The 26,196-nt window shown below is 64.0% G+C and carries 30 protein-coding genes; 11 read left to right on the top strand and 19 right to left on the bottom strand.

The window, feature by feature from the left end; genetic code table 11:
• Positions 1-7: 7 nt before the first annotated feature.
• The gene (gene mutM, locus AC1RMG_RS23355) at positions 8-820 is read left to right on the top strand and encodes a bifunctional DNA-formamidopyrimidine glycosylase/DNA-(apurinic or apyrimidinic site) lyase (protein WP_011064043.1); all 813 of its coding nucleotides are present in this window, start codon (positions 8-10) and stop codon (positions 818-820) included.
• A 63-nt stretch (positions 821-883) separates the two neighbouring features.
• On the opposite strand, the gene AC1RMG_RS23360 is transcribed toward mutM, so the two are convergent.
• The 5 genes from AC1RMG_RS23360 to AC1RMG_RS23380 all read right to left on the bottom strand — a co-directional run bounded on the left by AC1RMG_RS23360 (position 884) and on the right by AC1RMG_RS23380 (position 5,682).
• Positions 884-1,135 carry a YfhL family 4Fe-4S dicluster ferredoxin gene (locus tag AC1RMG_RS23360; protein WP_011064042.1) on the bottom strand — a complete coding sequence of 84 codons (252 nt, stop codon included), beginning with the start codon at positions 1,133-1,135 and terminating at the stop codon, positions 884-886.
• A 134-nt stretch (positions 1,136-1,269) separates the two neighbouring features.
• Complete coding sequence (gene coaD / locus AC1RMG_RS23365; RefSeq protein ID WP_003176711.1) at positions 1,270-1,749, bottom strand: pantetheine-phosphate adenylyltransferase; 480 nt, start codon at positions 1,747-1,749, stop codon at positions 1,270-1,272.
• A gap of 115 nt (positions 1,750-1,864) precedes the next feature.
• Positions 1,865-3,460: a GMC family oxidoreductase gene (locus tag AC1RMG_RS23370; protein WP_011064041.1), complete on the bottom strand. Its 1,596-nt coding sequence runs from the start codon at positions 3,458-3,460 to the stop codon at positions 1,865-1,867.
• 173 nt (positions 3,461-3,633) lie between these two features.
• On the bottom strand, positions 3,634-4,179 hold the full coding sequence (locus tag AC1RMG_RS23375) for a twin-arginine translocation pathway signal protein (RefSeq protein WP_262213728.1): 546 nt from the start codon (positions 4,177-4,179) through the stop codon (positions 3,634-3,636).
• A 27-nt stretch (positions 4,180-4,206) separates the two neighbouring features.
• Entirely contained in the window at positions 4,207-5,682 is a 1,476-nt protein-coding gene (locus AC1RMG_RS23380) for a coniferyl aldehyde dehydrogenase (RefSeq protein ID WP_493170451.1), read from the bottom strand.
• A 99-nt stretch (positions 5,683-5,781) separates the two neighbouring features.
• On the opposite strand from AC1RMG_RS23380, the gene AC1RMG_RS23385 reads away from it, so the two are divergent.
• Together AC1RMG_RS23385 and AC1RMG_RS23390 are read left to right on the top strand one after the other, a co-directional pair.
• Positions 5,782-6,453, top strand: coding sequence for a TetR/AcrR family transcriptional regulator (locus AC1RMG_RS23385; RefSeq protein ID WP_011064038.1), 672 nt, complete (start codon positions 5,782-5,784; stop codon positions 6,451-6,453).
• A 33-nt stretch (positions 6,454-6,486) separates the two neighbouring features.
• Positions 6,487-7,341, top strand: coding sequence for a sulfurtransferase (locus tag AC1RMG_RS23390; protein WP_368994668.1), 855 nt, complete (start codon positions 6,487-6,489; stop codon positions 7,339-7,341).
• 101 nt (positions 7,342-7,442) lie between these two features.
• Here the strand turns inward: AC1RMG_RS23390 and AC1RMG_RS23395 are convergent, their stop codons facing one another.
• The 5 genes from AC1RMG_RS23395 to AC1RMG_RS23415 form a co-directional block, all read right to left on the bottom strand.
• A complete protein-coding gene (locus AC1RMG_RS23395) occupies positions 7,443-8,273 on the bottom strand; it encodes an AraC family transcriptional regulator (RefSeq protein ID WP_011064036.1) in 831 nt (276 codons plus the stop codon).
• Positions 8,266-9,267, bottom strand: coding sequence for a hydrolase (locus AC1RMG_RS23400; protein ID WP_019095297.1), 1,002 nt, complete (start codon positions 9,265-9,267; stop codon positions 8,266-8,268). Before AC1RMG_RS23400 ends, AC1RMG_RS23395 begins: the two co-directional genes overlap by 8 nt.
• Positions 9,268-9,398: 131 nt before the next feature.
• Complete coding sequence (gene rsmD / locus AC1RMG_RS23405) at positions 9,399-10,019, bottom strand: 16S rRNA (guanine(966)-N(2))-methyltransferase RsmD (protein ID WP_011064034.1); 621 nt, start codon at positions 10,017-10,019, stop codon at positions 9,399-9,401.
• Entirely contained in the window at positions 10,019-11,509 is a 1,491-nt protein-coding gene (locus tag AC1RMG_RS23410) for a M16 family metallopeptidase (RefSeq protein WP_011064033.1), read from the bottom strand. Before AC1RMG_RS23410 ends, rsmD begins: the two co-directional genes overlap by 1 nt.
• Entirely contained in the window at positions 11,502-12,857 is a 1,356-nt protein-coding gene (locus AC1RMG_RS23415; RefSeq protein ID WP_262213735.1) for a M16 family metallopeptidase, read from the bottom strand. Before AC1RMG_RS23415 ends, AC1RMG_RS23410 begins: the two co-directional genes overlap by 8 nt.
• Before the next feature lie 355 nt (positions 12,858-13,212).
• Here AC1RMG_RS23415 and ftsY point away from each other — a divergent pair, with 355 nt between their 5' ends.
• The 4 genes from ftsY to rpoH all read left to right on the top strand — a co-directional run bounded on the left by ftsY (position 13,213) and on the right by rpoH (position 17,367).
• The gene (ftsY, locus tag AC1RMG_RS23420) at positions 13,213-14,712 is read left to right on the top strand and encodes a signal recognition particle-docking protein FtsY (RefSeq protein ID WP_493170366.1); all 1,500 of its coding nucleotides are present in this window, start codon (positions 13,213-13,215) and stop codon (positions 14,710-14,712) included.
• The gene (ftsE, locus tag AC1RMG_RS23425; protein ID WP_011064030.1) at positions 14,709-15,380 is read left to right on the top strand and encodes a cell division ATP-binding protein FtsE; all 672 of its coding nucleotides are present in this window, start codon (positions 14,709-14,711) and stop codon (positions 15,378-15,380) included. The genes ftsY and ftsE overlap by 4 nt, the downstream gene beginning before the upstream one ends.
• On the top strand, positions 15,377-16,399 hold the full coding sequence (gene ftsX / locus AC1RMG_RS23430) for a permease-like cell division protein FtsX (protein ID WP_015637373.1): 1,023 nt from the start codon (positions 15,377-15,379) through the stop codon (positions 16,397-16,399). The genes ftsE and ftsX overlap by 4 nt, the downstream gene beginning before the upstream one ends.
• A gap of 113 nt (positions 16,400-16,512) precedes the next feature.
• Positions 16,513-17,367: an RNA polymerase sigma factor RpoH gene (gene rpoH, locus AC1RMG_RS23435; RefSeq protein ID WP_011064028.1), complete on the top strand. Its 855-nt coding sequence runs from the start codon at positions 16,513-16,515 to the stop codon at positions 17,365-17,367.
• Positions 17,368-17,513: 146 nt separating this feature from the next.
• On the opposite strand, the gene mtgA is transcribed toward rpoH, so the two are convergent.
• Complete coding sequence (mtgA, locus tag AC1RMG_RS23440; RefSeq protein ID WP_401333067.1) at positions 17,514-18,236, bottom strand: monofunctional biosynthetic peptidoglycan transglycosylase; 723 nt, start codon at positions 18,234-18,236, stop codon at positions 17,514-17,516.
• Positions 18,237-18,310: 74 nt separating this feature from the next.
• Between mtgA and AC1RMG_RS23445 the strand changes: the two genes are divergently transcribed.
• From AC1RMG_RS23445 to trmB, 4 genes are all read left to right on the top strand, one after another.
• Positions 18,311-18,691: a DUF423 domain-containing protein gene (locus AC1RMG_RS23445; protein WP_011064026.1), complete on the top strand. Its 381-nt coding sequence runs from the start codon at positions 18,311-18,313 to the stop codon at positions 18,689-18,691.
• Between the two features lie 70 nt (positions 18,692-18,761).
• Positions 18,762-18,962, top strand: a complete 201-nt coding sequence (gene thiS, locus AC1RMG_RS23450) for a sulfur carrier protein ThiS (RefSeq protein ID WP_011064025.1) — start codon at positions 18,762-18,764, stop codon at positions 18,960-18,962.
• 163 nt (positions 18,963-19,125) lie between these two features.
• Positions 19,126-19,920, top strand: coding sequence for a thiazole synthase (locus AC1RMG_RS23455; protein WP_011064024.1), 795 nt, complete (start codon positions 19,126-19,128; stop codon positions 19,918-19,920).
• A gap of 9 nt (positions 19,921-19,929) precedes the next feature.
• A complete protein-coding gene (gene trmB, locus AC1RMG_RS23460; protein ID WP_493170369.1) occupies positions 19,930-20,655 on the top strand; it encodes a tRNA (guanosine(46)-N7)-methyltransferase TrmB in 726 nt (241 codons plus the stop codon).
• Positions 20,656-20,748: 93 nt separating this feature from the next.
• On the opposite strand, the gene AC1RMG_RS23465 is transcribed toward trmB, so the two are convergent.
• From AC1RMG_RS23465 to AC1RMG_RS23500, 8 genes are all read right to left on the bottom strand, one after another.
• The gene (locus AC1RMG_RS23465) at positions 20,749-21,297 is read right to left on the bottom strand and encodes an RNA 2'-phosphotransferase (protein ID WP_410036785.1); all 549 of its coding nucleotides are present in this window, start codon (positions 21,295-21,297) and stop codon (positions 20,749-20,751) included.
• Between the two features lie 87 nt (positions 21,298-21,384).
• Positions 21,385-21,708: a DUF3392 domain-containing protein gene (locus tag AC1RMG_RS23470; RefSeq protein WP_011064021.1), complete on the bottom strand. Its 324-nt coding sequence runs from the start codon at positions 21,706-21,708 to the stop codon at positions 21,385-21,387.
• 9 nt (positions 21,709-21,717) lie between these two features.
• Complete coding sequence (gene hemW / locus AC1RMG_RS23475; protein WP_072443572.1) at positions 21,718-22,920, bottom strand: radical SAM family heme chaperone HemW; 1,203 nt, start codon at positions 22,918-22,920, stop codon at positions 21,718-21,720.
• Positions 22,917-23,513: an RdgB/HAM1 family non-canonical purine NTP pyrophosphatase gene (gene rdgB, locus AC1RMG_RS23480; RefSeq protein ID WP_041752666.1), complete on the bottom strand. Its 597-nt coding sequence runs from the start codon at positions 23,511-23,513 to the stop codon at positions 22,917-22,919. Before rdgB ends, hemW begins: the two co-directional genes overlap by 4 nt.
• Entirely contained in the window at positions 23,510-23,944 is a 435-nt protein-coding gene (locus AC1RMG_RS23485) for a DUF4426 domain-containing protein (protein WP_011064018.1), read from the bottom strand. The genes rdgB and AC1RMG_RS23485 overlap by 4 nt, the downstream gene beginning before the upstream one ends.
• Positions 23,945-23,970: 26 nt before the next feature.
• Positions 23,971-24,591: a methionine biosynthesis protein MetW gene (metW, locus tag AC1RMG_RS23490; protein ID WP_011064017.1), complete on the bottom strand. Its 621-nt coding sequence runs from the start codon at positions 24,589-24,591 to the stop codon at positions 23,971-23,973.
• 7 nt (positions 24,592-24,598) lie between these two features.
• Positions 24,599-25,738 carry a homoserine O-succinyltransferase MetX gene (metX, locus tag AC1RMG_RS23495; RefSeq protein WP_041752663.1) on the bottom strand — a complete coding sequence of 380 codons (1,140 nt, stop codon included), beginning with the start codon at positions 25,736-25,738 and terminating at the stop codon, positions 24,599-24,601.
• Between the two features lie 163 nt (positions 25,739-25,901).
• Entirely contained in the window at positions 25,902-26,195 is a 294-nt protein-coding gene (locus tag AC1RMG_RS23500) for a DUF167 domain-containing protein (RefSeq protein WP_011064015.1), read from the bottom strand.
• Position 26,196 lies beyond the last annotated feature (1 nt).

Genomic DNA, 26,196 nt, shown 5'->3' on the forward strand with positions numbered 1-26,196 from the left:
GGCGCATATGCCTGAATTACCGGAAGTCGAAACCACCCGGCGCGGAATCGCGCCGCATCTGGAAGGCCAGAAGGTCAGCCGGGTCATCGTCCGTGACCGGCGCTTGCGCTGGCCGATCCCCGAAGATCTGGACGTGCGCCTGTCCGGGCAGCGCATTGTGCTGGTGGAGCGGCGGGCCAAATACCTTTTGATCAATGCCGAAGTCGGCACCCTGATCAGCCACCTGGGAATGTCCGGCAACCTGCGTCTGGTGGAGGTTGGGCTGCCGGCGGCCAAGCACGAACATGTGGATATCGAGCTGGAGTCCGGCCTGGCCCTGCGCTACACCGATCCGCGGCGCTTTGGCGCCATGCTCTGGAGCCACGACCCGCTGAATCACGAATTGCTGGTGCGCCTGGGGCCCGAGCCGCTGACCGACCTGTTCGACGGCGAGCGCCTGTATCAGCTGTCCCGCGGACGTTCCATGGCGGTCAAGCCGTTCATCATGGACAACGCGGTGGTGGTGGGGGTGGGCAATATCTATGCGACCGAGGCGCTGTTCGCCGCGGGCATCGACCCGCGCCGCGAAGCCAAGGGGATTTCCCGGGCGCGCTACCTGAAGCTGGCGATCGAGATCAAACGCATCCTGGCGGCCGCCATCGAGCGCGGCGGCACCACCTTGCGCGACTTTATCGGTGGCGATGGCCAGCCGGGCTACTTCCAGCAGGAACTGTTCGTCTACGGGCGTGGCGGGGAGAACTGCAAGGTCTGCGGCACCGGGCTGCGGGAAATCAAGCTGGGCCAGCGGGCCAGTGTCTATTGCCCGCGTTGCCAGAGCTGAGAAGCTTCGCCGGCAAGCCGGCTCCTACAGGTGTTTGTGGGAGCCGAAAGGGCGCCATATCACTCAAGCCTTGCCGGTGATCTTCCGGTACTTGGCCATCAACTCTTCTTCGGTTTCCGGGCGGGCTTCGTCCAGCGGAATGCAATCCACCGGGCACACCTGCTGGCACTGCGGCTCGTCGTAGTGGCCGACGCACTGGGTGCACAGGTTCGGATCGATGACGTAGATCTCTTCGCCTTGGGAAATCGCCGCGTTAGGGCACTCGGGTTCGCAGACGTCGCAGTTGATGCAATCGTCGGTGATGATCAGGGACATGGGGTACTCCGGCCTGGGCGGCAGGCCCGGGCATGTAAAAACGAATGCGCGCAATTGTGCCGTATTGACGCCCACAGTGCACGCGGGCGCGATGGCTGACGTCAGGCGAGGGCCCCGGTGCGGGGCCGCGCGGCTTATTTCTTGAAGCGCAGGGTCAGCGCGTCGGCGACCGCCGGGTGCACGAACTTGGTGATATCACCGCCCAGGGCAGCGATTTCACGGACCAGGGTCGAGGAAATGAACGAGTAGCGCTCCGACGGAGTGAGAAACAGGCTTTCCACGTCCGGGGCCAACTGGCGGTTCATGTTGGCCAGCTGGAATTCGTATTCGAAGTCCGAAACCGCCCGCAGGCCGCGCAGGAAGACATTGGCGTTCTGCTCCTTGGCAAAATGCGCCAGCAGGGTGGAGAAGCCGACGACTTCAACGTTGGGCAGATGCTTGGTCACCTCGCGCGCCAGTTCCACGCGCTGCTCCAGGGGGAACAGCGGGTTTTTCTTGGGGCTGGCGGCAACGGCGATGATCACATGGTCGAACAGGCGCGAGGCGCGTTCGACCAGATCGCCATGGCCCTTGGTAATAGGGTCGAAGGTACCTGGGTACAACACTCGGTTCATCGCGTCGTCCTGGCGGGAATCCGTTGGGGAGTCGGATGGTATCGCAGCCTTCCCGGTCGGCCAAGTCGCCTTTTAGGGAAGAAAGCACTATAGACGACGAGAATATCCCGCTTTTTCACACTGATTTCAGGCGCTCCGCCAAGGCGCTGGCCAATTGCGCTGTGAGCCCATAGACCGACAGCTGCGGGTTGGCGCCGATGCTGGTGGGAAACAGCGAGCCGTCGTGGACCGACAGGTTGTGCAGTTGATGGTGGCGCCCGAGGCTGTCGGTGACCGCGGTTTTCGGATCTTCGCCCATGGCGCAACCGCCCATCACGTGGGCACTGCCCAGGCGGGTGCGGTACAGGGCCAGGTCCAGGCCGTCGATCTGCGCCCGCACTTCGTCGAGGCTCTTGGCGAAGCGTGCATCGCTGTGCAGCGGCTTGACCGCCTTGGCGCCGCCGGCGAACTGGATCTCCGCCATGCTGTGGAAGGCCCGGCGCAGTCCGTCCCAGGCGTAGGGTGAAACCTGATAGTCGAGGACCGGGGTGCCGTCACCCCGCAGTTCGACGTTGCCGCCGGTGCTGTCGGGGTGAAAGCCGTCCCGCAGCAGGGCAAGCATGGCGTGGGTGTGGGGCAGTTGCTCCATGGACAGCCCGCTCTGCGGCCCGAACCCGCCCAGCAGGGTGCTGGCCAGGGCCGGCTGCAGGGGCGGCACTTCAAGTTTGTAGGACATCTTGCCGGTGGTGCCGTCCTGCCACTGGAAGTGGTCGGAATAGATCGACTGCGGCGCGCCGTAGAACGGATTGATCACCTCGTCGAACTGCCCGGCGGAGAAGTTGACCAGGTGCAGGAAGGTGCGTTTGCCCAGCCGCGAATGCGGGTCCGGCGCATCGGAACGCAACAGCAGGGCCGGGCTGTTGATGCCGCCACCGGCCAGCACGTAATGCTTGGCCTTGACCGTGATGGTGCGCCCGGTGGGGGCCACGCAGCGGGCGTCCATGGCCTGGCATTGCAGGCTGGTGACCTTGTCGTCCTTGATCTGCAGGCGCTCCGCCCGGGCCAGGTACAGCAGCTCGCCACCTTTCTCCAGGGTCGCCGGAATGGTGGTCACCAGCATCGACTGCTTGGCGTTGGTCGGGCAGCCCAGGCCGCAGTAGCCCAGGTTCCAGCAGCCGCGCACGTTGCGCGGAATTACGTGCCAGCTGTAGCCCAGGGCTTCGCAGCCCTTGCGGATCACGTCGTTGTTGGCGTTGGGCGGCATGACCCAGGGCGCGACGCCCAGGCGCTGTTCCATTTTCTCGAACCAGGGCGCCATTTCGGCCGAGCTGTGGCCCACCACCCCGTGCTCACGGGCCCAGTGCTCCAGGGTCGGGTCAGGCGTGCGGAAGCTCGACGTCCAGTTGATCAAGGTAGTGCCGCCCACGGCGCGGCCCTGGAGGATGGTGATGGCGCCATCCTTGCTCATGCGCCCGATGCCCTCCTGATAGAGGCTGGTGTAGGCCTGGTCTTCGAGCATCTTGAAGTCGTCGCTGGTCTTGAGCGGGCCTTCTTCGATCAGCAGCACCTTGTAGCCGGCGGCGCTGAGGATCTCGGCAGTGGTGCCGCCCCCGGCGCCGCTGCCGATGATGGCGACATCGGCTTCCAGGGTCAGGTCCTGCTCCAGCTGCGAGCCGTTGTAGGTTTTCCAGCCACGATTCAGGCCTTCGCGGAACAGATCAGGTACAGGCATATCGGGTGCTCTCTTATTATTGATGGCTCGGCGCGCATCCACTGTAGCCGCTGCTGAGCCTGCGAAGCTGCGAAAAGGCCCCAGGGCCTTGCTTGACGATCTGCAGCCGAACCCCCAGTGCCCCGCGAGCGTCCCGCTCGTTCGCAGCCTGTGGCAGCGGCTACAAAGGCCGGTCAGACCTTCGGTGGCCCGGGATAACCGCAATGGGCCCAGGACTCGGGCCGGGTGTACCAAGCCATCATCACCAGTTGCTGCAACGAGGCATGGCCCATGCGCAGCAAGGCCAGGAAGCTGTTTTCCCAGCGGCTGAGGAAATTGCGGATGTCATCCGCGCTGGCGTTTTCCCAACTGCCCCAGATCCCCGTCAGCGGACCGCGGGTGACCGCCATGCCCAGTACATCGAACAGCTGCTGGGTGAGCTTGAACATCTCGGTCGACAGGTGATTGAGGGCGTTGTCCAGGTTGGCCAGGGTGCCTTCGATGGCGGCGGGCATCTTGTCCGCCGGTACGGCGCCTTCGAGCATCACCGGGATCAGCGCCCGCAGGAACGGCAGGTCATTGCTGCGCAGCATGGTGAAGCCGCTGGCGGGCGTGCTGGCGGAGCAACCGCTGAGGCTGGCGCCGAGCCCGGCAGTGGCCAGGAAAGCGCTGGCGCAGAGGCCGATTTTCAGCAGGCCGCGCCGTGACAGCGCGGGTGTTTCAGACAGGCTAGGGGTCATTGTTGTTATTACCCGGCGTTGTACTGGTTAACGAATGAACAGCTTCTGGATGAGCTTCTGGATCGATTTGCCATACGGCGGGTAGATCAGGCGGGCGGCGTTGAACCGCTGCTTGATGAACACCCCCTTGGCCTTGCTGAAGGTCAGGAAGCCTTCATGCCCGTGGTAGTGGCCCATGCCGGAAGGGCCGATGCCGCCGAACGGCAGGTCGTCCTGGGCCACATGCAGCAGGGTGTCGTTGAGGCACACGCCGCCGGAGTGGGTTTCGTTGAGCACCCGTTGCTGCTCGGCCTTGTCGTAGCCGAAGTAGTACAGCGCCAGCGGGCGCGGACGCTGGGTGATATAGGCGAAGGCCTGGTCCAGGGTTCGGTAGGGCACGATGGGCAGGATCGGGCCGAAGATCTCGTCCTGCATCACGGTCATGTCATCGCTGACATTGAGCAGCAGGCTGTGGCCCAGGCGGCGTTCCTGGCTCTGCTCGAACAGGGGCACCAGCAGCGCGCCCTTGCTGGTGGCGTCGCTCAGGTAACCGTTGAGCCGCGCCAGCTGGCGCTGGTTGATGATGGCGGTGTAGTCGGGGTTGTCTGCCAGGGTCGGGAAGAAACCGCGCACCACCTGGCGATAGGCTTCGACAAAGGCGCCGACGCGCTCTTCCGGCACCAGTACGTAGTCCGGGGCGACGCAGGTCTGCCCGGCGTTGAGGGTCTTGCCGAAGGCGATGCGTTCGGCCGCGTCCTTGAGGGGCACGGTGCTGGAGACGATGGCCGGGGATTTGCCGCCCAGTTCCAGGGTCACCGGGGTCAGGTTTTCCGCGGCGGCGCGCATCACGTGCTTGCCGATGCTGGTGGCGCCGGTGAACAGCAGGTGGTCGAAGCGCAGCTTGGAAAACGCCATGCCCACCTCGGCCTCGCCCAGCACCACGCACACCAGGTCCTCGGGGAAGACCCGGGCCAGCAGTTGCTTGAGCAGTTGCCCGGTGGCGGGTGTGGACTCACTGAGCTTGAGCATCACTCGGTTGCCGGCGGCCAGCGCCCCCACCAGCGGGCCCATGCACAGGTACAGCGGGTAGTTCCACGGCACTATGATCCCGATCACCCCCAGGGGCTGGTAGACCACCTTGGCCGAGGCCGGCTGGAAGGCCAGGCCCACGGCGCGGCGGGACGGCTTCATCCATTTCTTCAGGTGTTTGCTGGCGTAGTGGATGCCGTGCAGGCTGGGCATCAGCTCGGCCAGCAGGGTTTCGTCGGCGCTGCGGTTGCTGAAGTCCTGGCTGATGGCATCGATCAGGGCCTGGCGCTCGTTGTTAAGCAGCTCCTGCAGTGCCTTCAGCCATTGCTGGCGTTGCGCTGCGGGGGGCATCGGGTTGGCGGCAAAGGCCCGGCGCTGGGCTTCGAACAGCTCAAGCAGCTCGTCCTGTTGCTGAAGGGAATCCTGCAGGTAAGCGATTTCGGCAGACATGGACGGGCTCCGTCTTTGTAAGGTGGCTAGTTTTTTAGAGCTTATGCTCTAAAATGTCAATTGCCCTCCTGCGCCGGTGGCGATTTATCCCCGGGGGGATAGAACGTAAGATGCACGCCAGCCTTCTGATTAAAGCCCACGCCCATGGCCCCACGCATAAAAACCCGCGAACGCATCGTCCAGTTCAGCCTCGAACTCTTCAACCAGCAGGGCGAGCGTAACGTCAGCACCAACCATATTGCGGCGCACATGGAGATTTCCCCGGGCAACCTGTACTACCACTTCCCCAACAAGCAGGCGATCATCGCCGTGCTGTTTGCCGAGTACGAAAGCCTGGTGGACAGCTTCCTTCGACCGCCCCCCGGGCGCGCGGTCACCGTGCAAGACAAGCGCTACTACCTGCAGGCTCTGCTGGCGGCCATGTGGCGCTATCGCTTCCTGCACCGCGACCTGGAGCACCTGCTGGACAGCGACCCCGAGCTGGCTGCGCGCTACCGACGCTTTTCCCAGCGCTGCCTGATCCAGGGCATGGCCATCTACGGGCGTTTCGTCGACGCCGGGATCGTCGCCATGGACAAGGTGCAGATCGAATCCCTGACCCTCAATGCCTGGATCATCCTCACCTCCTGGGTGCGTTTTCTGTGCACGACCCGGGAAAACTCCACGCACCTGAGCGAAGAAGCCATCAAGCGCGGGGTGTACCAGGTGCTGGTGCTGGAGGCCGGTTTCGTCACCGATCAGGCCCGGGAAGCGGTCAACGGCCTGTTCGAAGAGTTTTATGTGCCCTTGGCCCAAGCCTTGGAAGAAGTGCAGTAGGATCAACCTCCAACTTATTCACAGGAGCCCGCCATGCCCCTCGCGCAGTTGATCAGCCCGCTTGCCCTGGACCAGAAGAAACAGCAGCCCGGCCTGGTGATTCTGGATTGTCGCTTTGCTCTGGAAGACCCGGATTACGGCCAGCGCAGTTACGCCGACGGGCATATCGCCGGGGCGCATTTCGCGGACCTGAACCGGGATCTGAGCGGGCCGGTGATCAAGGGCGTGACCGGTCGGCATCCGTTGCCGGAGCCCGCGCAGTTGGTGGCGCGCCTGCAGGCCTGGGGCATCGATAACGACAGCGAGATCGTGCTCTATGACGATGGTCCCGGTGCCTACGCCGCTCGTGCCTGGTGGTTGCTGGCCTGGCTGGGCAAGCGTGATGGCGTTTTCATTCTCGATGGTGGCCTGAAAGCCTGGCACGCCGCTGGCCTGCCGCTGAGCCTGGATGCCCCGGAAAACGCGCCGGGGCAGTTCGTCGGGCACCCTGATCACAGCCTGCTGCTGGATGCCGAGCACCTGGGCAAGCGCCTGGGCCAGGCGGACCTGACCCTGCTGGATGCCCGTGGCTTGCCGCGCTTTCGTGGCGAAGTGGAACCCATCGACCCGGTGGCCGGGCATATTCCCGGGGCGCAATGCGCGGCGTTCACCGACAACCTGGGGGAGGATGGGCGCTTTCTACCGGCCGATCAGCTCAAGCAGCGTTTCGCGCAGAAACTGGCCGGGCGTGACCCGCAGCAACTGGTGGCCTATTGCGGTTCTGGCGTCACCGCCTGCCACAACCTGTTTGCCCTGAGCCTGGCCGGCTACCCCCTGGGGCGGCTGTATGCCGGTTCGTGGAGCGAGTGGATCACTGATGCGCAGCGGCCTGTCGCCACCGGTGACTGACGGCCTTTACCCGTAGCCCCTTCGCTGGCAAGCCAGCTCCTACGGCCCGCAGGCCCCCGCGAACCTGTAGGAGCGAGCTTGCTCGCGAAAGCCGCACCGCCCTACTGCAGAACGGCACTGCGATAAGCCGCCGGCGCTACCCCATACACCTGCTTGAACTGCCGACTGAGGTGACTCTGGTCGGCAAACCCCAGTTGTGTCGCCACTTCCAGGGGCAGGCAGCCATCACGCAGCAAGGCCCGGGCCTTGGCGATGCGCTGTTGCATCAACCAGGTGTGGGGCGGAATCCCCGTAGCCCGGCGAAACACCCGGGCGAAATGGAACGGTGACAGGTTCACCGCTGCTGCCAGTTCCTCCAGTGAAGGCGGCGCCGCCAACTGCGAGCGCAGCAACTCCTTGGCCTGGACGATGGCCCGGTGTTCCTGCCCCGGTTCACCTGGTGCCCGCACTCCGGCGTGCCGTTGCAACAGCAACAGCAGCATTTCTCGCCATTGGGTCTGTTGTTGCAGGGCCGTGGCCGGGCTTTCCAGCAGGTGGTGCAGCCGGGCAAAACCCTGTACCAGGTCCGGATCGCGGTACAAGGTGGCGCCGAAGGCCGGCAGGCTGCCGCTGGGCAGTTCCAGTTCATCCAGCAGGCCGAATATCTGCTGGTTCTCCGGGTAGAAGGCGCGGTACAGCCAGCCGTCTTCCACGCCCTTGGCCCCGGTGTGCAGCTCGTCCGGGTTGATCAGCACCAGGGTGCCGCTGCCCGCCAAATGCTCGGCTCCGCGATAGCGGTAGCGCTGGGCACCGGCCATGATCATGCCGATCACATAGCCCTCATGCACATGGGGCACGAAACGCTGCTCGATGTAACGCGCGGCCAGCAACTCGACCCCGGCCAGGGGCGCACTCTGCCAGAAGCGGATCGATTCCCGGGCTGGCTTATCCATGGCGATCCAGGCCAGCCAACCACTGCGGGATCCGCCGCTCCAGGTAATAGCCGGGGTGTTTCAGGCTGCCGTCGACAAAACCCACATGGCCACCCTTGGCCTGCAGCTCGAACTGGGTGCTGGCGGATAGCTCGCTGGCTTCGGGTAGGCTGTGACGGAATACGAAGGGGTCGTCCGCGGCCTGGATGATCAGGGTCGGGGTGCGGATTTGCCCCAGGAAATAGCGGCTGGAGGCACGGCGGTAATAGTCCTGGGCATCGGCAAAGCCGTGCAGCGGCGCGGTGACCCGGCCGTCGAAGTCCCAGAAGGTGCGCATCTTGGTCAGCGGCCCCAGTTGCGCCAGGGTGGCCAGGCCTTCGTGGCGGCCGTCGTGCTGGAACTGGCGCTGCTTGTCCTTGATGTAGGCCAGCATCTCGCGCATGAAGTGCGCCTGGTAGACCTTGGAAAAACCCTGGCCTATGCGATCGGCGCACTGGTCCAGGCGAAACGGCACCGATACCGCCGTGGCGCCTTGCAACGGGCTGTCGCTGCCACTTTCCCCTAGGTATTTGAGCAGCACATTGCCCCCCAGGGAGTAGCCCACCGCATAGAGCGGCGCCTGGGGGCGCTTGGCCCGCAGGTGAGCGATGGCTGCAGCCAGGTCTTCGCTGGCCCCGGAGTGGTAGCTGCGGGGCAGCAGGTTGGGCTCGCCGGAACAGCCGCGCCAGTTCAGCGCCGCGCTGGCCCAGCCCCGGGTTGCCAGGGCCTGCTGCAGGCCGGCCACGTAAGGCGAGTTGGAGGAACCGGTCAAACCATGCAGCACCAGCACCAGGGGCGCGTCGGCGCTATGGGGGCCGTGCCAGTCCAGGTCGAGAAAGTCGCCGTCGTCCAGCCACAAGCGTTCGCGCTGGCGCTCAAGATGAGTGGTCGGGCGCCACAGCGGGCCCCACAGGGTCTGCAGGTGCGGGTTGCCAAGGCCGAAGGCGGGGGTGAAGCGATCAGGCGAGTCGGGCACGGGGAGGGTCTCGATGCAGCGGCGCGCAGCCCGGGCGGGCTGCGTACCTTGTTCCGGTCGGCTTGAGAGCCTGTCTACGATCTGCTGTGCGGCTCGGGCCTGAGCGTTGCTCGCGAGGTCGTGATCAGGTTCTAGGCGACGTTGTCTGCCATACGTTGCCACAACGAGTAATACACCTGCCCGGATTTTTGTTCACGGTGCAGGCGCCAGCTTCCGGGCAGCCCCAGGGTCGATGGCGCGGTTTCGCTTTCGGTGTAGATCCAGGCGTCGTCCGCCAGCCAGCCGCGCTCTTCCAGCAGGGCGCAGGCGGCGGGCAGCAGGTTCTGATTGAATGGCGGGTCGAGGAAGGCCAGGTCGAACGGCGTGGCCGGCTGGGTTTCCAGGTAGCGCAGGGCGTCGGCGGTCTGGGCCTGGCCGACGGTGCAACGCAGGGTCCCCAGGTGCTCACGCAGGCTGGAAATGGCCACGCTGCTGCTGTCCAGGGCCAGGCCCGTGGCGGCGCCACGGGACAGGGCTTCGAGAAACACCGCGCCGCTGCCGGCGAACAGGTCGATGACCTTGGCCCCGGCCACATAGGGCGCCAACCAGTTGAACAGGGTTTCGCGCACCCGGTCCGGGGTCGGCCGTAGCCCCGGCAGGTCGGGGAAGCTCAGCTTGCGGCTGCGCCATTCGCCGCCAATGATGCGCAACTGGCCCACGCCATTGTGCTGGTTGTGGACGGGTTTCTTGCTGGGACGGGCTGGACGGGCCATTAATGCTCCGGAACCCCGAGCGGCTGCTCGGCGGGTTTGTCAGTGGGGGGCGGCAACGGCTTTTGCGCGACGGTGGGGCCGGCGCTGACGATGACCATCTTGTCGACATTCAGGTGCTTGTTCATGGCGGCCTTGACCTGCTCCACCGTCAGCTCCTGGGATTGACGCATGAAGTCTTCCAGGTAGCTCAACGGCAGGTTGTAGAAACCCATGGCGCCCAGCTGGCCGACGATATCGGCGTTGCTGGCGGTGGACAGCGGGAAGCTGCCGGCCAGTTCGCGCTTGGCGTCGTCCAGTTCTTTCTGGGTCGGGCCGTTCTTCAGGTACTCGGCGAACACGTCCTGCACCAGCTTCAGGGTACCTTCGCTCATTTCCGCGCGGGTCTGCAGGTTGATCATGAACGGGCCGCGGGCCTGCATCGGGGTGAAACCCGAGTAGACGCCGTAGGTCAGGCCGCGCTTCTCGCGCACTTCGCTCATCAGCCGGGTGCCGAAGCCGCCGCCGCCGAGAATCTGGTTGCCCAGGGAGACAGCGGCGTAGTCCGGGTCGTCACGGTCGATGCCCAGTTGCGCCAGCATCAGGCTGGTCTGGCTCGACGGGAACTCGATATGGCCGATGCTGGCCTTGGGTTCGGCAGGTTGCTCGATCTTCGCCAGCGCCGGGCCTTTTGGCAGGGCGGCGGAGACCTGTGCGGCAATCGCCTCGGCATCGCTGCGGGACAGGTCGCCGACCAGGGCGATCACCACGTTGCCTGCGGCATAGGCCTTGGCGTGGAAAGCCTTGAGCTGGGCCAGGGTGATCGGCGGGATGCTCTTGGCATCGCCGTCGCTGGCATGGGCGTAAGGATGGGTGCCATACAGGCGCTTCATCAGCTCCAGGCTGGCCAGCTTGCCGGGGTTCTGCTTCTGGTATTCGAAGCCGGCGAGCATCTGGTTCTTGATCCGCGCCAGGGAGTCGGCGGGGAAGGTCGGCTTGCCCACCACTTCGGCGAACAGCTTCAGCGCCGGTTCGCGCTTATCCACAGCGCTCAGGCTGCGCAGCGAGGCCACGGCCATGTCCTTGTAGGCGCCGTTGCCGAAATCCGCACCCAGGCCTTCGAAGCCCTGGGCGATGGCGCCTACATCCTTGCCGGCCACGCCTTCGTTGAGCATGGCGTTGGTCAGCAGGGCCACGCCCGGCGCGTTGCCGTCCTGGCTGCTGCCGGCGGCGAAGATCAGGCGCAGGTCGAACATCGGCAGCTCGCGGGCTTCGACGAACAGCACCTTGGCGCCTTCGGCGGTGCTCCAGGTCTGCACATTGAGGTTGCGGTGGCTGGGGGCCTTGCCATCCAGCTCGGCCAGGGATTGGAGCTTCTGGCTGGTCTTGGCGTTGTCCAGGGCCTGGCTGGCATTGGATTCGCCTGAACGCGACAGGTACAGGCCGCCGGCGGTGAGCAGGGCCACCAGGGCCAGGCCCAGCAGGACCGGCGAGGCATTCTTGCGCTTACTCATGAGCGGACTCCTCAGGCAGTACATGGGCCACGCTCATACGTTCCCGGGTGAAATAGGTGCGGGCGGCCTTCTGGATGTCTTCCGGGGTCACGCTTTGCAGTTCCGCAAGCTCGGTGTCCATCAGCTTCCACGACAGGCCGACGGTTTCCAGCTGGCCGATGGCGGTGGCCTGGCTGGTGATGGAATCACGTTCGTAGACCAGCCCGGCGATCACCTGGGCTCGCACCCGCTCCAGTTCCTCGGCGGATGGCGGGGTGGTCTTCAACTGGTCCAGCAGGCGCCACAGCCCGGCTTCGGCCTGGGCGATGGTTTTCTTCTTCTGGCTGTTGGGGGTGGCCGAGAGCATGAACAGGCTGTCGCCCCGGGTGTAGGCGTCGTAGCTGGTGGAGCCGCCGGACAGCAGCTCTTCGCCGCGCTCCAGCTGGGTCGGGATGCGGGCGCTGTAGCCGCCGTCCAGCAGGGCCGCAGCCAGGCGCAGGGCGTTCACCGCGCGTTTGTCTTCGGCGGTGGCGATGCTCGGCACGTTGAAGGCCAGCATCAGGCTCGGCAGTTGGGTCTTGACGTGCAAGGTGATCAGGCGCTCGCCGGGCTCGGCCAGCTCCATGGGGATCTTCGCCGGTGGCACGTCACGCTTGGGGATCGCGCCGAAGTAGCGTTGGGCCAGGGTTTTCACCTCGTCCGGGGTGACGTCGCCGACTACCACCAGGGTGGCATTGTTCGGCACGTACCAGGCCTGGTACCAGTGGCGCAGTTCCTCGACCTTCATCCGGTTCAGGTCGGCCATCCAGCCGATGGTCGGCGTGTGGTAGCCGCTGGCCGGGTAGGCCATGGCCTTGAAGCGCTCGTAGGCCTTGGACATCGGCTTGTCGTCGGTGCGCAGGCGGCGCTCTTCCTTGATGACCTCGATTTCGCGGCTGAACTCGTCGGCCGGCAGGCGCAGGCTGGCCATGCGGTCGGCTTCCAGCTCCAGGGCCACGCCCAGGCGGTCGCGGGCCAGGACCTGGTAATAGGCCGTGAAGTCGTCGCTGGTGAAGGCGTTCTCTTCGGCGCCCAGGTCCCGCAGGATCAGGGAGGCCTCGCCGGGGCCGACTTTCTCGCTGCCCTTGAACATCATGTGTTCCAGGGCGTGGGACAAACCGGTCTGGCCCGGGGTTTCGTAGCTGGAGCCGACCTTGTACCAGACCTGGGACACCACCACCGGCGCGCGATGATCTTCGCGGACCACGACCTTGAGGCCGTTGTCGAGGGTGAATTCATGGGTGGGTTGAGGGTCGGCAGCCAGGGCTGCAAGGGGCAGACAAACTGTGCTGAGCAGCAGGCCTGCGGCGTGGCGGGCTAGAGCATTCATTCGTTTTTAAACCTGTTGGGCTGCCCGCTTGGTCTTAGCCTGTGCGGGCGAGGAGGTGCTAGGATACTGATCCGTTTTACTGGCGGCCACGCCTATCAGGTCTTCGCGGATCAGCATGTACTTGAGCAGGTTGTATGAGTTACCGGCAAGAAGCCCTGATTTACCAGCTAGACTTCGACTTTTCGCCGATTTTGCCGTTCCAGTCCTTTAGTAAAATCGCTCCTTGAAGTGCTTTTGGGCATTTCGACAACATGTTGCGCGTGAACAAGCTGGATGAAACACAGTCTGTTCTGCATCGAATATTTATTTACCGAGGCGCCCAGTGGCGCATCGCTACCTTGAGATAGCCGTCTCCATGTTTGGTTCCAACGACGACAAAAAGACCCCAGCCGCGGCTGGCGAGAAGAAAGGCCTGTTCGGATGGCTGCGCAAAAAGCCGCAGGAACCCGTCGTCGAACAGCCGCAAGTGCCTGCCGAGCCGGCACCGATCCCGGTCATCGAACCTGCCGCCAGCGTAGCCCCGGCCGAGCCGGTGGTGCTGCCAATGGCCGAGCCGGTGCTGCAACCGCACATCGCGCCTGAACCGGCGGCCCCCGCGGCGCCCGACCTGCCGCTGGCGCCAAGCGCCGAGCACAAGCCCTGGTTGACCCTGCCGGTGGCGGAAGAACCCGTGGCCCTGGTGGAAGACGCCCAGGCCGAGCATGTGGCTCCGCCGATTCCGGCTGTTGCCGTGCACCCTGAGCCGGTGGTCGAAGCCCCGGTGGTTACCCCGGCCCCCGTGGTCGAGGTGCAAGCCCCGGTTGCCCCGGTATTTGTCGCCCCTGAACCTGTTGCTCCTGCTCCTGCTCCTGTAGCCGAGCCGGTTGTGGCGGCGGCAGAGCCCGAGCCTGTGACCGAGCCCGTCCGTCCCGCCGAAGAGAGCAAGATCGGCTTCTTCGCTCGCCTCAAGCAGGGCCTGTCCAAGACCAGCGCCAGCATTGGCGAAGGCATGGCCAGCCTGTTCCTCGGCAAGAAGGCCATCGATGACGAATTGCTGGAAGACCTGGAAACTCGCCTGCTGACCGCAGACGTCGGGGTCGAGGCGACTTCGGTGATCATCCAGAACCTGACCCAGAAGGTGGCACGCAAGCAGCTCACCGACTCCGATGCGCTGTATGCCTCGCTGCAGGCCGAACTCACCAGCATGCTCAAGCCAGTGGAACAACCACTGCAGATCGTCGCCCAGAACAAGCCGTTCGTGATCCTGGTGGTGGGCGTCAACGGCGCCGGCAAGACCACCACCATCGGCAAGCTGGCGAAGAAGCTGCAGTTGGAAGGCAAGAAAGTCATGCTGGCCGCCGGCGACACTTTCCGCGCCGCGGCAGTGGAGCAGCTGCAAGTCTGGGGCGAGCGCAACAAGATCCCGGTCATCGCCCAGCACACCGGTGCCGATTCGGCCTCGGTGATCTTCGATGCGGTGCAAGCGGCCAAGGCCCGTGGCATTGACGTGCTGATCGCCGACACGGCGGGGCGCCTGCACACCAAAGACAACCTGATGGAAGAGCTGAAGAAAGTCCGTCGGGTCATCGGCAAGCTCGATGCCGACGCGCCCCACGAGGTGCTGCTGGTGCTGGACGCCGGTACCGGCCAGAACGCCATCAACCAGGCCAAGCAGTTCAACCAGACGGTGCAGTTGTCCGGCCTGGCCCTGACCAAGCTCGACGGTACCGCCAAGGGGGGAGTGATCTTCGCCCTGGCCAAGCAGTTCGGCCTGCCGATCCGTTATATCGGCGTCGGTGAAGGCATCGACGACTTGCGTACCTTTGAAGCCGAACCCTTTGTCCAGGCACTGTTTGCCGAGCGGGAGCGTTCATGATTCGTTTCGAACAGGTCGGTAAGCGCTACCCCAACGGTCACGTTGGCCTGCATGAGCTGAGCTTTCGCGTGCGTCGCGGCGAATTCCTGTTTGTCACCGGCCATTCCGGCGCCGGTAAGAGCACCTTGCTGCGCCTGCTGCTGGCCATGGAGCGTCCCACCACCGGCAAGCTGCTGCTGGCCGGGCAGGACCTGGGGCAGATCAGCAATGCGCAGATCCCGTTCCTGCGGCGGCAGATCGGCGTGGTGTTCCAGAACCACCAGTTGCTGTTCGACCGCACCGTATTCAACAACGTCGCCCTGCCGCTGCAGATCCTCGGCCTGTCCAAGGCGGAAATCGCCAAGCGGGTGGACTCGGCCCTGGAGCGCGTAGCGCTGTCGGACAAGACCGATCTGTACCCCGGCGACCTGTCCACCGGTCAGCAGCAGCGCGTGGGCATCGCCCGGGCCATCGTCCACCGCCCGGCTCTGCTGCTGGCGGACGAACCCACCGGTAACCTCGACCCGCGTCTTGCGGCGGAAATCATGGGCGTGTTCGAAGACATCAACCGCCTGGGCACCAGCGTGCTGATCGCCAGCCACGACCTGGCACTGATCGCCCGCATGCGCCACCGCATGCTGACCTTGCAACGCGGACGCTTGATCGGCGACGGGGAGGCCGGCGTATGAGTGCTACACGTACCCCTAAAGTGGCGGAGCGCGTAGCGCCCAAGGCTTCCGAAGCACCACCGCCGAAGAAAAAGCGTGACGAGGACGACGGCCCGGATTTCGGCACCCTGCTGCACGCCTGGATCGAAAGCCATCGCGCCAGCCTGCTGGACAGCCTGCGGCGCCTGGGCAAACAGCCCATCGGCAGCTTCTTTACCTGCCTGGTGATGGCCGTGGCCTTGAGCCTGCCCATGGGCTTGTCGCTGTTGCTCAATAATGTCGAGCGCCTGGGCGGTTCCTGGCAGCGCGCGGCGCAGATCTCGCTGTACCTGGATCTGGGGGCTTCTGCCACCGAGGGCGAGAAGCTCAGTGAAGAGATCAAGGGCCTGCCCGGTGTGGCGGATGCCGAGTTCATCAGCAAGGAAAAGGCCCTGGAGGAGTTCCAGCAGCAGTCCGGGCTGGGCGAGGCCTTGCGCGAATTGCCACATAACCCGCTGCCGGGTGTAGTGCTGGTCACACCGAACGAAGTGGACAAGGCGACCCTGGAAGCCCTGCGCCAGCGGTTGTCGGAAATGCCCAAGGTGCAACTGGCGCAACTGGACCTGGTATGGGTCGAGCGGCTGGCGGCGATCCTCAAGCTGGGGGACCGCTTTGTCTTCGGCCTGACGGTGCTGCTGGTTTCTGCATTACTTTTGGTGATAGGCAATACCATTCGTCTTCATATTGAAAACCGCCGCACCGAGATAGAAGTGATTAAACTCGTCGGCGGCACGGACAGTTATGTTCGTCGGCCCTTCCTCTATATGGGGGCGCTGTATGGTTTCGGCGCGGGGATCCTGTCCTGGGGTGTATTGGCGTTTGGCCTGAACTGGCTGAACGATGCGGTAATCGGTCTGGCTGGCTTGTATGGCAGCGATTTTGCCCTCGCGGGGGTGCCGGTTGCCGATGGTCTGTCGCTCTTGCTAGGGGCGGTGCTGTTGGGTTATATCGGTGCGTGGATTGCGGTGGCCCGTCACCTGAGGGAACTGGCACCGAAGTAATATCTTTTTGCTTGTATTGACCTTTCAGCATTTTTGGGAACTTGTTTCGCGGTTTCCGGTCAATTTTCGCAGTGCTGAACGGCACGAGTTATGTGAGTCGGAGGTTTTTTCGTATGACCACTTCTTTGCAACCTGCTTACGCATTGGTTCCAGGCGCAAACCTGGAGGCTTATGTGCACACGGTGAACAGCATTCCATTGCTGACACCCGAGCAGGAGCGTGAACTGGCCGAGAGTCTCTACTATGAGCAGGATCTTGAGGCGGCTCGGCAGATGGTGCTCGCCCACCTGCGTTTTGTCGTACATATCGCCCGTAGCTATTCCGGCTACGGGTTGGCCCAGGCTGACCTGATCCAGGAAGGCAACGTTGGCCTGATGAAAGCCGTGAAGCGCTTCAACCCTGAAATGGGTGTGCGCCTGGTGTCCTTTGCCGTGCACTGGATCAAGGCGGAAATTCACGAGTTCATCCTGCGTAACTGGCGGATTGTGAAGGTTGCTACCACCAAGGCGCAGCGCAAGCTGTTCTTCAACCTGCGCAGCCAGAAGAAGCGTCTGGCCTGGCTGAACAACGAAGAAGTTCACCGCGTGGCGGAAAGCCTGGGCGTGGAGCCTCGTGAAGTGCGGGAAATGGAAAGCCGGCTGACCGGCCAGGACATGGCGTTCGATCCGGCTGCGGAAGCGGACGACGACAGCGCCTTCCAGTCGCCAGCCAACTACCTGGAAGACCACCGCTACGACCCGGCGCTGCAACTTGAGGATGCCGACTGGAGCGACAACTCCACCAGCAACCTGCACGAAGCCCTGGAAGTGCTGGACGAACGCAGCCGTGACATCCTCTACCAGCGCTGGCTGGCCGAAGAGAAAGCCACGCTGCACGACCTGGCGCAGAAGTACAACGTTTCGGCCGAGCGGATTCGCCAGCTGGAAAAAAGCGCGATGAACAAGCTGAAACTGTCCATCGCCGCTTAAGCCTGAAGCGTCATGCAAAACGCCCCGATTACCTCGGGGCGTTTTTGTTTGTGCGGTTGGCGTAGGAGCCGGCTTGCCGGCGAATCCCCAGCCCAGCACCCATCTCGAACATGCTCAAGAAGAACCGGCGCAAAGCCAAATCCGGGTTACTCCGCCCAGGGCGCCCTGCGCGACTCGTTCAGCCGATTCAAGTAATCGGCTCCACCCAACTGGCTCATCTGCCGCCGAACCCAGCCCGCCCGCTGCATCACATAAGTGCTGGGACGTGCTGCGCTCCACACCCTTGGGTTGGGCAGGACAGCGGCTAGCAGGCTGGCTTGCTGGCGTGACAGATTGGCCGCGCTGACGCCGAAGTGATGGCGCGCCGCGGCTTCTGCCCCGAACACCCCTTCATCCCATTCGACACTGTTGAGGTAGACCTCAAGAATCCGCTGCTTGGGCCAGAACACTTCGATCAGCGCGGTGAACCAGGCTTCCAGTCCCTTGCGCAGGTAGCTGCGGCCGGACCACAGGAACAGGTTTTTCGACACTTGCTGGCTCAGGGTACTGGCGCCACGGATCGAGCCGCCCCTTTCGTTGTGGATCAACGCTGCCTGGATTGCATCGATATCGAAGCCCCAGTGCTCGGGGAATTTCTGATCCTCGCCGGCGATCACCGCCACCTTGAGGTTGTCGGAGATTTCATCCCAAGGCTTCCAGGTGTGCTGCAGGTCGATGGGGTCGTTGTCGACCCAGGACTCGATCTTGCGCTCTACCATCAGGGCGGTGCCCGGTGGCGGTACGAAACGCAACAGCAGCACCAGCAGGACGCTGCCGACCATGAACCACATCAAGGCTTTTACAAGACGACGAAACAGATAACGCAGCATAGAGATGGCTTGGCCGAACCCGTTGAGCGCGCCATTATACAGACCCTTTGTGCTGAATCTGACTGGAGTTCCTCATGTTGCGTGGCTTCCTGATGCTGGCCGCCTTCTTCGGTTTCACCGGGGTTGCCCTTGGCGCTTTCGCCGCCCACGGTCTTAAAAACCGCCTGAGCACGGACTACCTGGCTATTTTTCATACAGGTGTTACCTATCAACTGGTGCATGCCCTGGCGTTGTTCGGCGTCGCTTTGCTGGCGGCTCATATTCCCGGGCGGCTGGTGACCTGGGCCGGCGCTGCCTTCACCCTGGGCATCCTGCTGTTCTCCGGTAGCCTGTACCTGCTGACCCTGACTGGCACCAGCAAGCTGGGGATCATCACCCCCTTCGGCGGTGTGGCCTTCCTGGTCGGCTGGTTCCTTCTGGGGCTTGCCGCCTGGCGCCTGCAAGTCGCCGGCTGACGCTTGTAGCTGACCTTTAGGTCATGATCGGGCTAGAATGCTGGCCCCTAAAAATGATGGCGGCCTTGGCATGCGCATTCAGTTGAACGGTGAATCCTTTGAACTGCCCGACGGCTCGACCGTTGCGGCCCTGCTGAGCCATCTGGAACTCACCGGACGGCGGATCGCGGTGGAACTCAACCTGGATATCGTTCCGCGCAGCCAGCACGCCGAAACCGCCCTCAACGAAGGTGACCAGGTTGAAGTGGTCCACGCCATCGGCGGCGGCTAGTCACTGGCTTCAATAGCGCTGCTGCTCATCTGCGCAGCGCCCTGGCCCGATTCCGGGCCCTTTCATGGACGACATGCTTTCACCGGCCCCGGATCGAGGGTCACCAGCGCCCCGGGCCTGATAAAGAATTCTGCAAGAACCTCACCCCAACAGAGGATTTCCGATGAGCAACGTTCGTAGTGACAAGCCTTTCGTCCTGGCCGGTCGGACGTACCAGTCGCGTTTGCTGGTAGGCACCGGCAAGTACCGCGACATGGAAGAAACCCGCCTGGCCATCGAGGCCTCGGGTGCCGAGATCGTGACCGTTGCCGTGCGCCGGACCAATATCGGCCAGAACCCGGGCGAACCGAACCTGCTGGATATCCTGCCGCCGGATCGCTACACCATCCTGCCCAACACCGCCGGCTGCTATGACGCGGTCGAGGCCGTGCGCACCTGCCGCCTGGCCCGTGAGCTTCTGGATGGCCACAACCTGGTGAAGCTGGAAGTCCTGGCCGACCAGAAGACCCTGTTCCCCAACGTGCTGGAAACCCTCAAGGCCGCCGAAGTGCTGGTCAAGGAAGGTTTCGACGTGATGGTCTACACCAGCGATGATCCGATCATCGCCCGCCAGCTGGCGGAAATGGGCTGCATCGCGGTCATGCCCCTGGCGGGCCTGATTGGCACCGGGCTGGGGATCTGCAACCCGTACAACCTGCAGATCATCCTTGAAGAAGCCAAGGTTCCGGTACTGGTGGATGCCGGTGTCGGTACCGCTTCCGACGCCACCATCGCCATGGAGCTGGGGTGTGAGGCGGTGCTGATGAACTCGGCCATCGCCCACGCGCAGCAGCCGGTGATGATGGCCGAAGCCATGAAACACGCAATTGTCGCGGGCCGCCTGGCGTACCTCGCCGGTCGCATGCCGAAGAAACTCTATGCCAGCGCCTCTTCGCCGCTGGATGGTCTGATCAAGTAAGAGCCATTGATGACTGAATCAAACGACACGCCAATCCAGCCGGAAGCCGGCGACGAGCGCCAACACCGCCGCATCAAGAGTTTCGTGATGCGCGCCGGGCGCATGACCGAGGGCCAGCAGCGCGGCCTGGACCAGGGCGCGCCGCTGTACGTGCTGCCCCTGGCCGACGCCCCGGTGGATTACGACCAGGTGTTCGGCCGTTCGGCACCGCGCTCCCTGGAAATCGGCTTCGGCATGGGCCACTCGCTGCTGGAAATGGCCGCAGCGGCCCCGGAGCAGGATTTCATCGGCGTTGAGGTTCACCGCCCGGGTGTCGGCGCGCTGCTCAATGGCGTGCTGACCCAGGGCCTGACCAACCTGCGGGTCTACGATTGCGATGCCATCGAGGTGCTCAACTGCTGCATCGCCGACAACAGCCTGGACCGGCTGATGCTGTTCTTCCCCGATCCGTGGCACAAGAGCCGGCACCACAAGCGCCGCATCGTCCAGGCTTCCTTCGCCGAGCTGGTGCGCAGCAAGCTCAAGGTTGGCGGCATTCTGCACATGGCCACCGACTGGGAGCCCTATGCCGAATACATGCTGGAGGTGATGAACGTCGCCCCGGGTTATCGCAACCTGGCCGAAGACGGCAAGTGTGTACCGCGCCCGGCCGAACGCCCGATCACCAAGTTCGAGCGTCGCGGCGAGCGCCTGGGCCACGGCGTGTGGGATTTGAAGTTCGAAAAGCTCGCCTGAGCCTCGCGGACACGCTGCTGTAGGAGCTGCCGGGCGGCGTTCCGCTTGCCAGCGAAGAGGCCTTCAAGGTCGCCTTCGCCAACCAGCTGGCTCCTACAGGGCTTTGATGAAGCCGACCGGCACCTGGTCGGTCAGCCACACCCCATTCTCTGCCTGATAGAAGGTGAAACCCTGGGCCTGCATGGCCTGGGCGTCGATCTGCAGGATCACCACCTTGCCATAGCGTTGGCCCACGGCCCGGGCGGTGTCGATTTCCTGGGACAGGTGCACGTGGTGCCGTGAACCCGGGATCAGCCCCTTCTCGTTGATCGAATCCATGAAGCGTGTGGCGGTGCCGTGGTAGAGCAAGGCGGGCGGTTGCTTTGCCTCAAGCTGCAATTGCACGGCCTTGTTGGAATGCCCCTGAACGGCACGAATCCGCCGGCTGTCAGCCGAGAGGGCGAAGCGCTTCTTGTCGTTGCCTTCGACCACCAGCTCGATCAGTTCCCGGCTCAGTTGCCGGCCGTTCTTGGCCGCACCGCTGATCAGCGCGTCGATATCGCCCCAGCCTTCGCTGTCCAGTTCCAGGCCGATGGCCTGGGGCTCGTGGCGCAGCACATAGCTGAGGAACTTGCTGGTGTCCTCGATGACTTTCTTGCTCATGTTCTTCCTTGATAACGGGGGCAGCCGTTGGATTGCGTTCGCCGGCTTGGTGTAGGAGCCGGCTTGCCGGCGAAGGGGCCCTGCGAATTAACGACGATCAGCGACCACGCCAATCAGCACCAGCACCACCAACAGCACTGGCGCCAGGCTGTAGTTGTTGAACTGGCTCAGGCCGCGGACGATCCACGGTGTGGCGTAGATCAGCGCCAGGCCGCTGCCGACCATGCACAGCAGGGCCATCAGCGGCACCCGCAGGGCGCCGGCGATGCCGCCCAGGCGCTGTTCGACCCAGCCCTTGATGTCCGCGCCGAACAGCACCAGCAGGCAGCCCACCAGTGCCAGGGCGATTTCCGAGAGGTTGCTGCGACTCCAGCGGGACACGGTGGCGAGCAGGTCGAGTACCAGATCCATGTGATTTCCTTAGATCAGAAAGTATTGCAGCAGGTCATTGAGAAAAAGTTGCCCGCGGGCCGTGGCCGCCAGGCGTGACGGTTCGACCTGCAACAAGCCGCTTTGTTCGGCCTGGCGCCGGCCTTCGGCGAGGCTGCCCAGGTCCAGGCCGGTGCGTTGGGCGAACAGCGCAGCGTCCACGCCATCGGTGAGGCGCAGGGCGTTCATCAGGAACTCGAACGGCAGCTCTTCGTTGCCCAGGGCCTTCTCGCCCGCCTTGAACTGCTTGGCCGGGTTCAGGTAGTCCTTGGGCAGGCGGGTCTTCCAGGTGCGCAGGATGCGCCCGTCCGGGTGGCTGAGTTTGCCGTGGGCACCGGCGCCGATCCCGATGAAGTCGCCAAAGCTCCAGTAGTTCAGGTTGTGCCGCGCCGCGCGCCCGGGCTGGGCGTAGGCCGAGACTTCGTACTGGGCATAGCCGTGTTCGGCCAGCAGGGCCTGTCCGGCTTCCTGGATGTCCCACAGGGTGTCGTCTTCCGGCAGTACCGGTGGCTGGTTCCAGAACACCGTGTTGGGCTCCAGGGTCAGCTGGTACCAGGACAGGTGGGTCGGCTTCATCGCAATGGCCTGGCGCAGGTCGCCCAGGGCATCGTCCAGGGACTGGTCCGGCAGGCCGTGCATCAGGTCCAGGTTGAAGTTGTCGAACCCGGCCTGGCGCGCCATGCCAGCGGCGCGAATCGCTTCATCGCCGTTGTGGATGCGGCCCAGGGCCTTGAGCTTCTGTTCCTGGAAACTCTGGATGCCGATGGACAGGCGGTTGATGCCCAGGGCGCGGTAGGCGGTGAATTTTTCCTGCTCGAAGGTCCCGGGGTTGGCTTCCAGGGTGATTTCGATGTCGGGGGCAAACCGGATGCGCTGTTCCACGCCCTTGAGCAGCCGACCCAGGGCCTGGGCGCTGAACAGGCTCGGGGTGCCGCCGCCGAAGAAGATCGAGCTCAGCTCGCGACCGTGCACGGCGTGCAGGTCCTGGTCGAGGTCGGCCAGCAGGGCGTCGACGTACTCCTCTTCCGGTAGCGTCGGGCTGGCCGCGTGGGAGTTGAAGTCGCAGTAGGGGCATTTGCGTACACACCACGGGATGTGGATGTACAGCGCCAGGGGCGGCAACTGGGGCAGCGCCGCCCGGGGCGTATGCGCGCCGCCGAGAATCAGCGGCGACGCGGAGGGCTCGTGGCTCATTTCAGGCCCAGGCGTTGCCGCAGAATGGCCATGGCGCGGGCGCGGTGGCTGAGCTGGTTTTTCTCCTCGGGGCCCAGTTCGGCGCTGGAGCAGTTGCGTTCCGGCACCCAGAACAGCGGGTCGTAGCCGAAGCCGTGCTCGCCGCTGGCGGCGGTAAGGATGCGCCCGTGCCACAGGCCTTCGCAGAGGATCGGCAGCGGATCGTCGGCGTGCCGTACCAGTGCCAGGACGCAGACGAACTGCGCACCGCGCTCGGCTTGCGGGACATCCTTGAGGGCTTCGAGCAGCTTGGCGTTGTTCGCCGAGTCGCCCTGGCCGTCGGCGTAGCGGGCCGAGTAGATGCCCGGGGCGCCACCGAGGAAGTCCACTGCCAGGCCGGAGTCGTCGGCCAGTGCCGGCAAGCCGGAAATGCGTGCGGCATTGCGCGCCTTGAGGATGGCGTTTTCGACGAACGACAGGCCGGTTTCTTCCGGCTCGACGCTGCTGAACTCGCCGATCGAGCGCAATTGCACCGAAGCGCCGAGCATGGCCTGGAGTTCTTTGAGTTTGCCGGCGTTATGGCTGGCCAGTACGAGTTGCGTGAGGTTCATTATTCGCCCGGGAATAGCTCTTGGTTGAAGCTGAAGCTGTTGGTGTCACCGCCAGTCTGCACATTGATGGTGAACGTACGGTTTTCCTGCTGCTCCACCGGGAACTGGGCGATGTAGTAGATCGCGCCCTGCTCGGTGATCTGGCGGAATTTCAGCGGGATGCTCTTGCTGGTCAGGTCCTTGACCGTGCCACTGACCTGGCCGACCAGCGGCTTGCCGTCCTTGATCAGGGAAACGTTGATCACGCCCTGGTTCTTGCTGCGGACCAGCTCCGCCGCCCTGGCGATATCAGGCTGCAGGTAGGTGGAGTTGAAGGTGTTGTAGTGCACGGTGATGTCACCGAACACTTCCTGGCGTTCGCCCTTGATCGGGTCCGCCGCCAGGGCGCTGACGCTCAGGCAGGCAGCCAGTAGAAATGTAACCAGACGTCCCATGATGGTTCTCCTCGATGCAACGTGGTTTATACCGCGACCTTGTGATCTTGCAGGCCGGGACTGCTGACGCGGTAGATGCCGATCTCTCCTAAGAGATTAGGCCATAGCTTACTGGCCCACCCATGGCGGTGTTGTTGATCGACGGCAAGGCGGTTGATCACCCGGGCTTGCCGCTCGCGGCACAGTTCTTCGAAGTCCTCGAAGGTGCAGAAGTGGATGTTCGGCGTGTTGTACCAGGTGTACGGGAGGAACTCCGAGACCGGCATCCGCCCCTTGCTGGCCAGGTACCAGCGGCAGCGCCAGTGACCGAAATTGGGGAAGGTGATGATGCACTGGCGGCCGACCCGGAGCATTTCGTCGAGGATCTTGTCCGGGTAGTGCACGGCTTGCAGGGCCTGGGTCATGACCACGATGTCGAAGCTGTTGCTGGCAAAGTTGCCCAGGCCCTTGTCCAGGTCCTGCTCGATCACGTTGATGCCCTTGGCCACGCACTCGGCGATGTTGTCCGGGTCGTTTTCCAGGCCATAGCCGGTGACCTGCTTGTGCTCCTGCAGCCAGCTCAGCAGCTCGCCGTTACCGCAGCCCAGGTCGAGGACGCGGCTGCCGGCGGGGATCCATTCCTGGATGATTTCCAGATCGGCTCTCATCGTGTCCTCACAAGGTAATGCGGTTCATGTAGTGGCTGAACGCCTGCAGGTAGCGCGGGATCGGGATCAGGAAGGCGTCATGCCCCTGCGGTGCGTCGATCTCCAGGTAGCAGACGTCCTTGCGTGCGGCCATCAATGCATCCACCAGTTCCCGGGAGCGGGCCGGGGAGAAGCGCCAGTCGGTGGTGAAGGACATCACGCAGAACTTGGCGGTGGCATGGGCGAAGGTCTTGGCCAGGTCGTCGTCGCAGTTGGCCGCCGGGTCGAAGTAGTCCAGGGCCTTGGTCATCAGCAGGTAGGTGTTGGCATCGAAACGCCCGGAGAACTCCTCGCCCTGGTAGCGCAGGTAGCTTTCCACCTGGAACTCGACGCTGTGGAAGTCGTAGTTGAGCTTCTCGCTCTTGAGCCCACGGCCGAATTTCTCGCCCATGGAGTCGTCGGACAGGTAAGTGATATGGCCGACCATTCGCGCCAGCATCAGCCCGCGCTTGGGGATCACCCCCTGTTCCTGGAACGAGCCGCCGTGGAATTCCGGGTCGGTGAGGATCGCCTGGCGCGCCACTTCGTTGAAGGCGATGTTCTGCGCCGAGAGCTTGGGCGCCGAGGCGATGGCCAGGCAGTGCCGTACACGGTCCGGGTAGGTGATGGTCCATTGCAGGGCCTGCATGCCGCCGAGGCTGCCGCCGATCACTGCAGCCCACTGGTCGATGCCCAGGCGATCCGCCAGGCGCGCCTGGCTGTGTACCCAGTCTTCCACGGTAAGCACCGGGAAGTCGGCGCCGAACGGCTTGCCGGTGTCCGGGTTGAGGCTGCTGGGGCCGGTGGAGCCGTTGCAACCGCCGAGGTTGTTGAGGCTGACCACGAAAAACCTGTTGGTGTCGATCGGCTTGCCCGGGCCGATGCAGCTGTCCCACCAACCGGGCTTGCGGTCGTCGACGCTGTGGTAGCCGGCGGCGTGATGATGGCCGGACAGGGCGTGGCAGATCAGCACCGCGTTGCTGGCGCTGGCGTTGAGCTGACCGTAGGTTTCGTAGATCAGGTCGTAGGCCGGCAGCGCGCGCCCGCAGGCCAGGGCCAGGGGTTCGCTGAAGTGCGCTATTTGTGGCGTGACCAGACCAACAGAATCGGGGGGAAAGGCAGTTGGCATCGACCCTGCTCTCATTTAAATGAGGCGTAAGTCTAAAGACCGCTGCCCCCAGCGGCAAGCAAAGCCCGGGGCTGTGTTTCGTTGCGGGAAATGACGTGGGAGCTTCGCTGGCAATCCAGCTCCTGCAGTGAACATGGGGCGCAGGAGCCGGCTTGCCGGCGAATCAGGCGGGGCGAGCCAGCCCCGGCAGGTCCGGCAGCTTTTTCGGCGCTTGCAGGCGCACCCGCTTCTGCCGGTTCAGTTCGCCGCTGACCAGGCTGACGTTGCTCTTGGGAATGCCAAAGGCCTTGGCCAGGAACGCCATCAGGTGCGCATTGGCCTTGCCTTCCACTGGTGGCGCGGTGAGGCGGATCTTCAACCGCTCGCCGTGCAGGCCAGCGAACTCGTCGCTGCTGGCCTTGGGTTGCAGGTGGCAATCGAGGATCAGATCGTCACCGTCCCAGCGGTAATAACTCATG

Source organism: Pseudomonas sp. GW822-FHT04H02, from assembly GCF_058800645.1.

Bases quoted from the DNA above. Each gene is read 5' to 3' on its own strand.
- mutM (WP_011064043.1), top strand. From the start codon at position 8: ATGCCTGAATTACCGGAAGTCGAAACCACCCGGCGCGGAATCGCGCCG.
- AC1RMG_RS23360 (WP_011064042.1), bottom strand. From the start codon at position 1,135: ATGTCCCTGATCATCACCGACGATTGCATCAACTGCGACGTCTGCGAA.
- coaD (WP_003176711.1), bottom strand. From the start codon at position 1,749: ATGAACCGAGTGTTGTACCCAGGTACCTTCGACCCTATTACCAAGGGC.
- AC1RMG_RS23370 (WP_011064041.1), bottom strand. From the start codon at position 3,460: ATGCCTGTACCTGATCTGTTCCGCGAAGGCCTGAATCGTGGCTGGAAA.
- AC1RMG_RS23375 (WP_262213728.1), bottom strand. From the start codon at position 4,179: ATGACCCCTAGCCTGTCTGAAACACCCGCGCTGTCACGGCGCGGCCTG.
- AC1RMG_RS23385 (WP_011064038.1), top strand. From the start codon at position 5,782: ATGGCCCCACGCATAAAAACCCGCGAACGCATCGTCCAGTTCAGCCTC.
- AC1RMG_RS23390 (WP_368994668.1), top strand. From the start codon at position 6,487: ATGCCCCTCGCGCAGTTGATCAGCCCGCTTGCCCTGGACCAGAAGAAA.
- AC1RMG_RS23395 (WP_011064036.1), bottom strand. From the start codon at position 8,273: ATGGATAAGCCAGCCCGGGAATCGATCCGCTTCTGGCAGAGTGCGCCC.
- rsmD (WP_011064034.1), bottom strand. From the start codon at position 10,019: ATGGCCCGTCCAGCCCGTCCCAGCAAGAAACCCGTCCACAACCAGCAC.
- AC1RMG_RS23410 (WP_011064033.1), bottom strand. From the start codon at position 11,509: ATGAGTAAGCGCAAGAATGCCTCGCCGGTCCTGCTGGGCCTGGCCCTG.
- AC1RMG_RS23415 (WP_262213735.1), bottom strand. From the start codon at position 12,857: ATGAATGCTCTAGCCCGCCACGCCGCAGGCCTGCTGCTCAGCACAGTT.
- ftsY (WP_493170366.1), top strand. From the start codon at position 13,213: ATGTTTGGTTCCAACGACGACAAAAAGACCCCAGCCGCGGCTGGCGAG.
- ftsE (WP_011064030.1), top strand. From the start codon at position 14,709: ATGATTCGTTTCGAACAGGTCGGTAAGCGCTACCCCAACGGTCACGTT.
- ftsX (WP_015637373.1), top strand. From the start codon at position 15,377: ATGAGTGCTACACGTACCCCTAAAGTGGCGGAGCGCGTAGCGCCCAAG.
- rpoH (WP_011064028.1), top strand. From the start codon at position 16,513: ATGACCACTTCTTTGCAACCTGCTTACGCATTGGTTCCAGGCGCAAAC.
- mtgA (WP_401333067.1), bottom strand. From the start codon at position 18,236: ATGCTGCGTTATCTGTTTCGTCGTCTTGTAAAAGCCTTGATGTGGTTC.
- AC1RMG_RS23445 (WP_011064026.1), top strand. From the start codon at position 18,311: ATGTTGCGTGGCTTCCTGATGCTGGCCGCCTTCTTCGGTTTCACCGGG.
- thiS (WP_011064025.1), top strand. From the start codon at position 18,762: ATGCGCATTCAGTTGAACGGTGAATCCTTTGAACTGCCCGACGGCTCG.
- AC1RMG_RS23455 (WP_011064024.1), top strand. From the start codon at position 19,126: ATGAGCAACGTTCGTAGTGACAAGCCTTTCGTCCTGGCCGGTCGGACG.
- trmB (WP_493170369.1), top strand. From the start codon at position 19,930: ATGACTGAATCAAACGACACGCCAATCCAGCCGGAAGCCGGCGACGAG.
- AC1RMG_RS23465 (WP_410036785.1), bottom strand. From the start codon at position 21,297: ATGAGCAAGAAAGTCATCGAGGACACCAGCAAGTTCCTCAGCTATGTG.
- AC1RMG_RS23470 (WP_011064021.1), bottom strand. From the start codon at position 21,708: ATGGATCTGGTACTCGACCTGCTCGCCACCGTGTCCCGCTGGAGTCGC.
- hemW (WP_072443572.1), bottom strand. From the start codon at position 22,920: ATGAGCCACGAGCCCTCCGCGTCGCCGCTGATTCTCGGCGGCGCGCAT.
- AC1RMG_RS23485 (WP_011064018.1), bottom strand. From the start codon at position 23,944: ATGGGACGTCTGGTTACATTTCTACTGGCTGCCTGCCTGAGCGTCAGC.
- metW (WP_011064017.1), bottom strand. From the start codon at position 24,591: ATGAGAGCCGATCTGGAAATCATCCAGGAATGGATCCCCGCCGGCAGC.
- metX (WP_041752663.1), bottom strand. From the start codon at position 25,738: ATGCCAACTGCCTTTCCCCCCGATTCTGTTGGTCTGGTCACGCCACAA.
- AC1RMG_RS23500 (WP_011064015.1), bottom strand. From the start codon at position 26,195: ATGAGTTATTACCGCTGGGACGGTGACGATCTGATCCTCGATTGCCAC.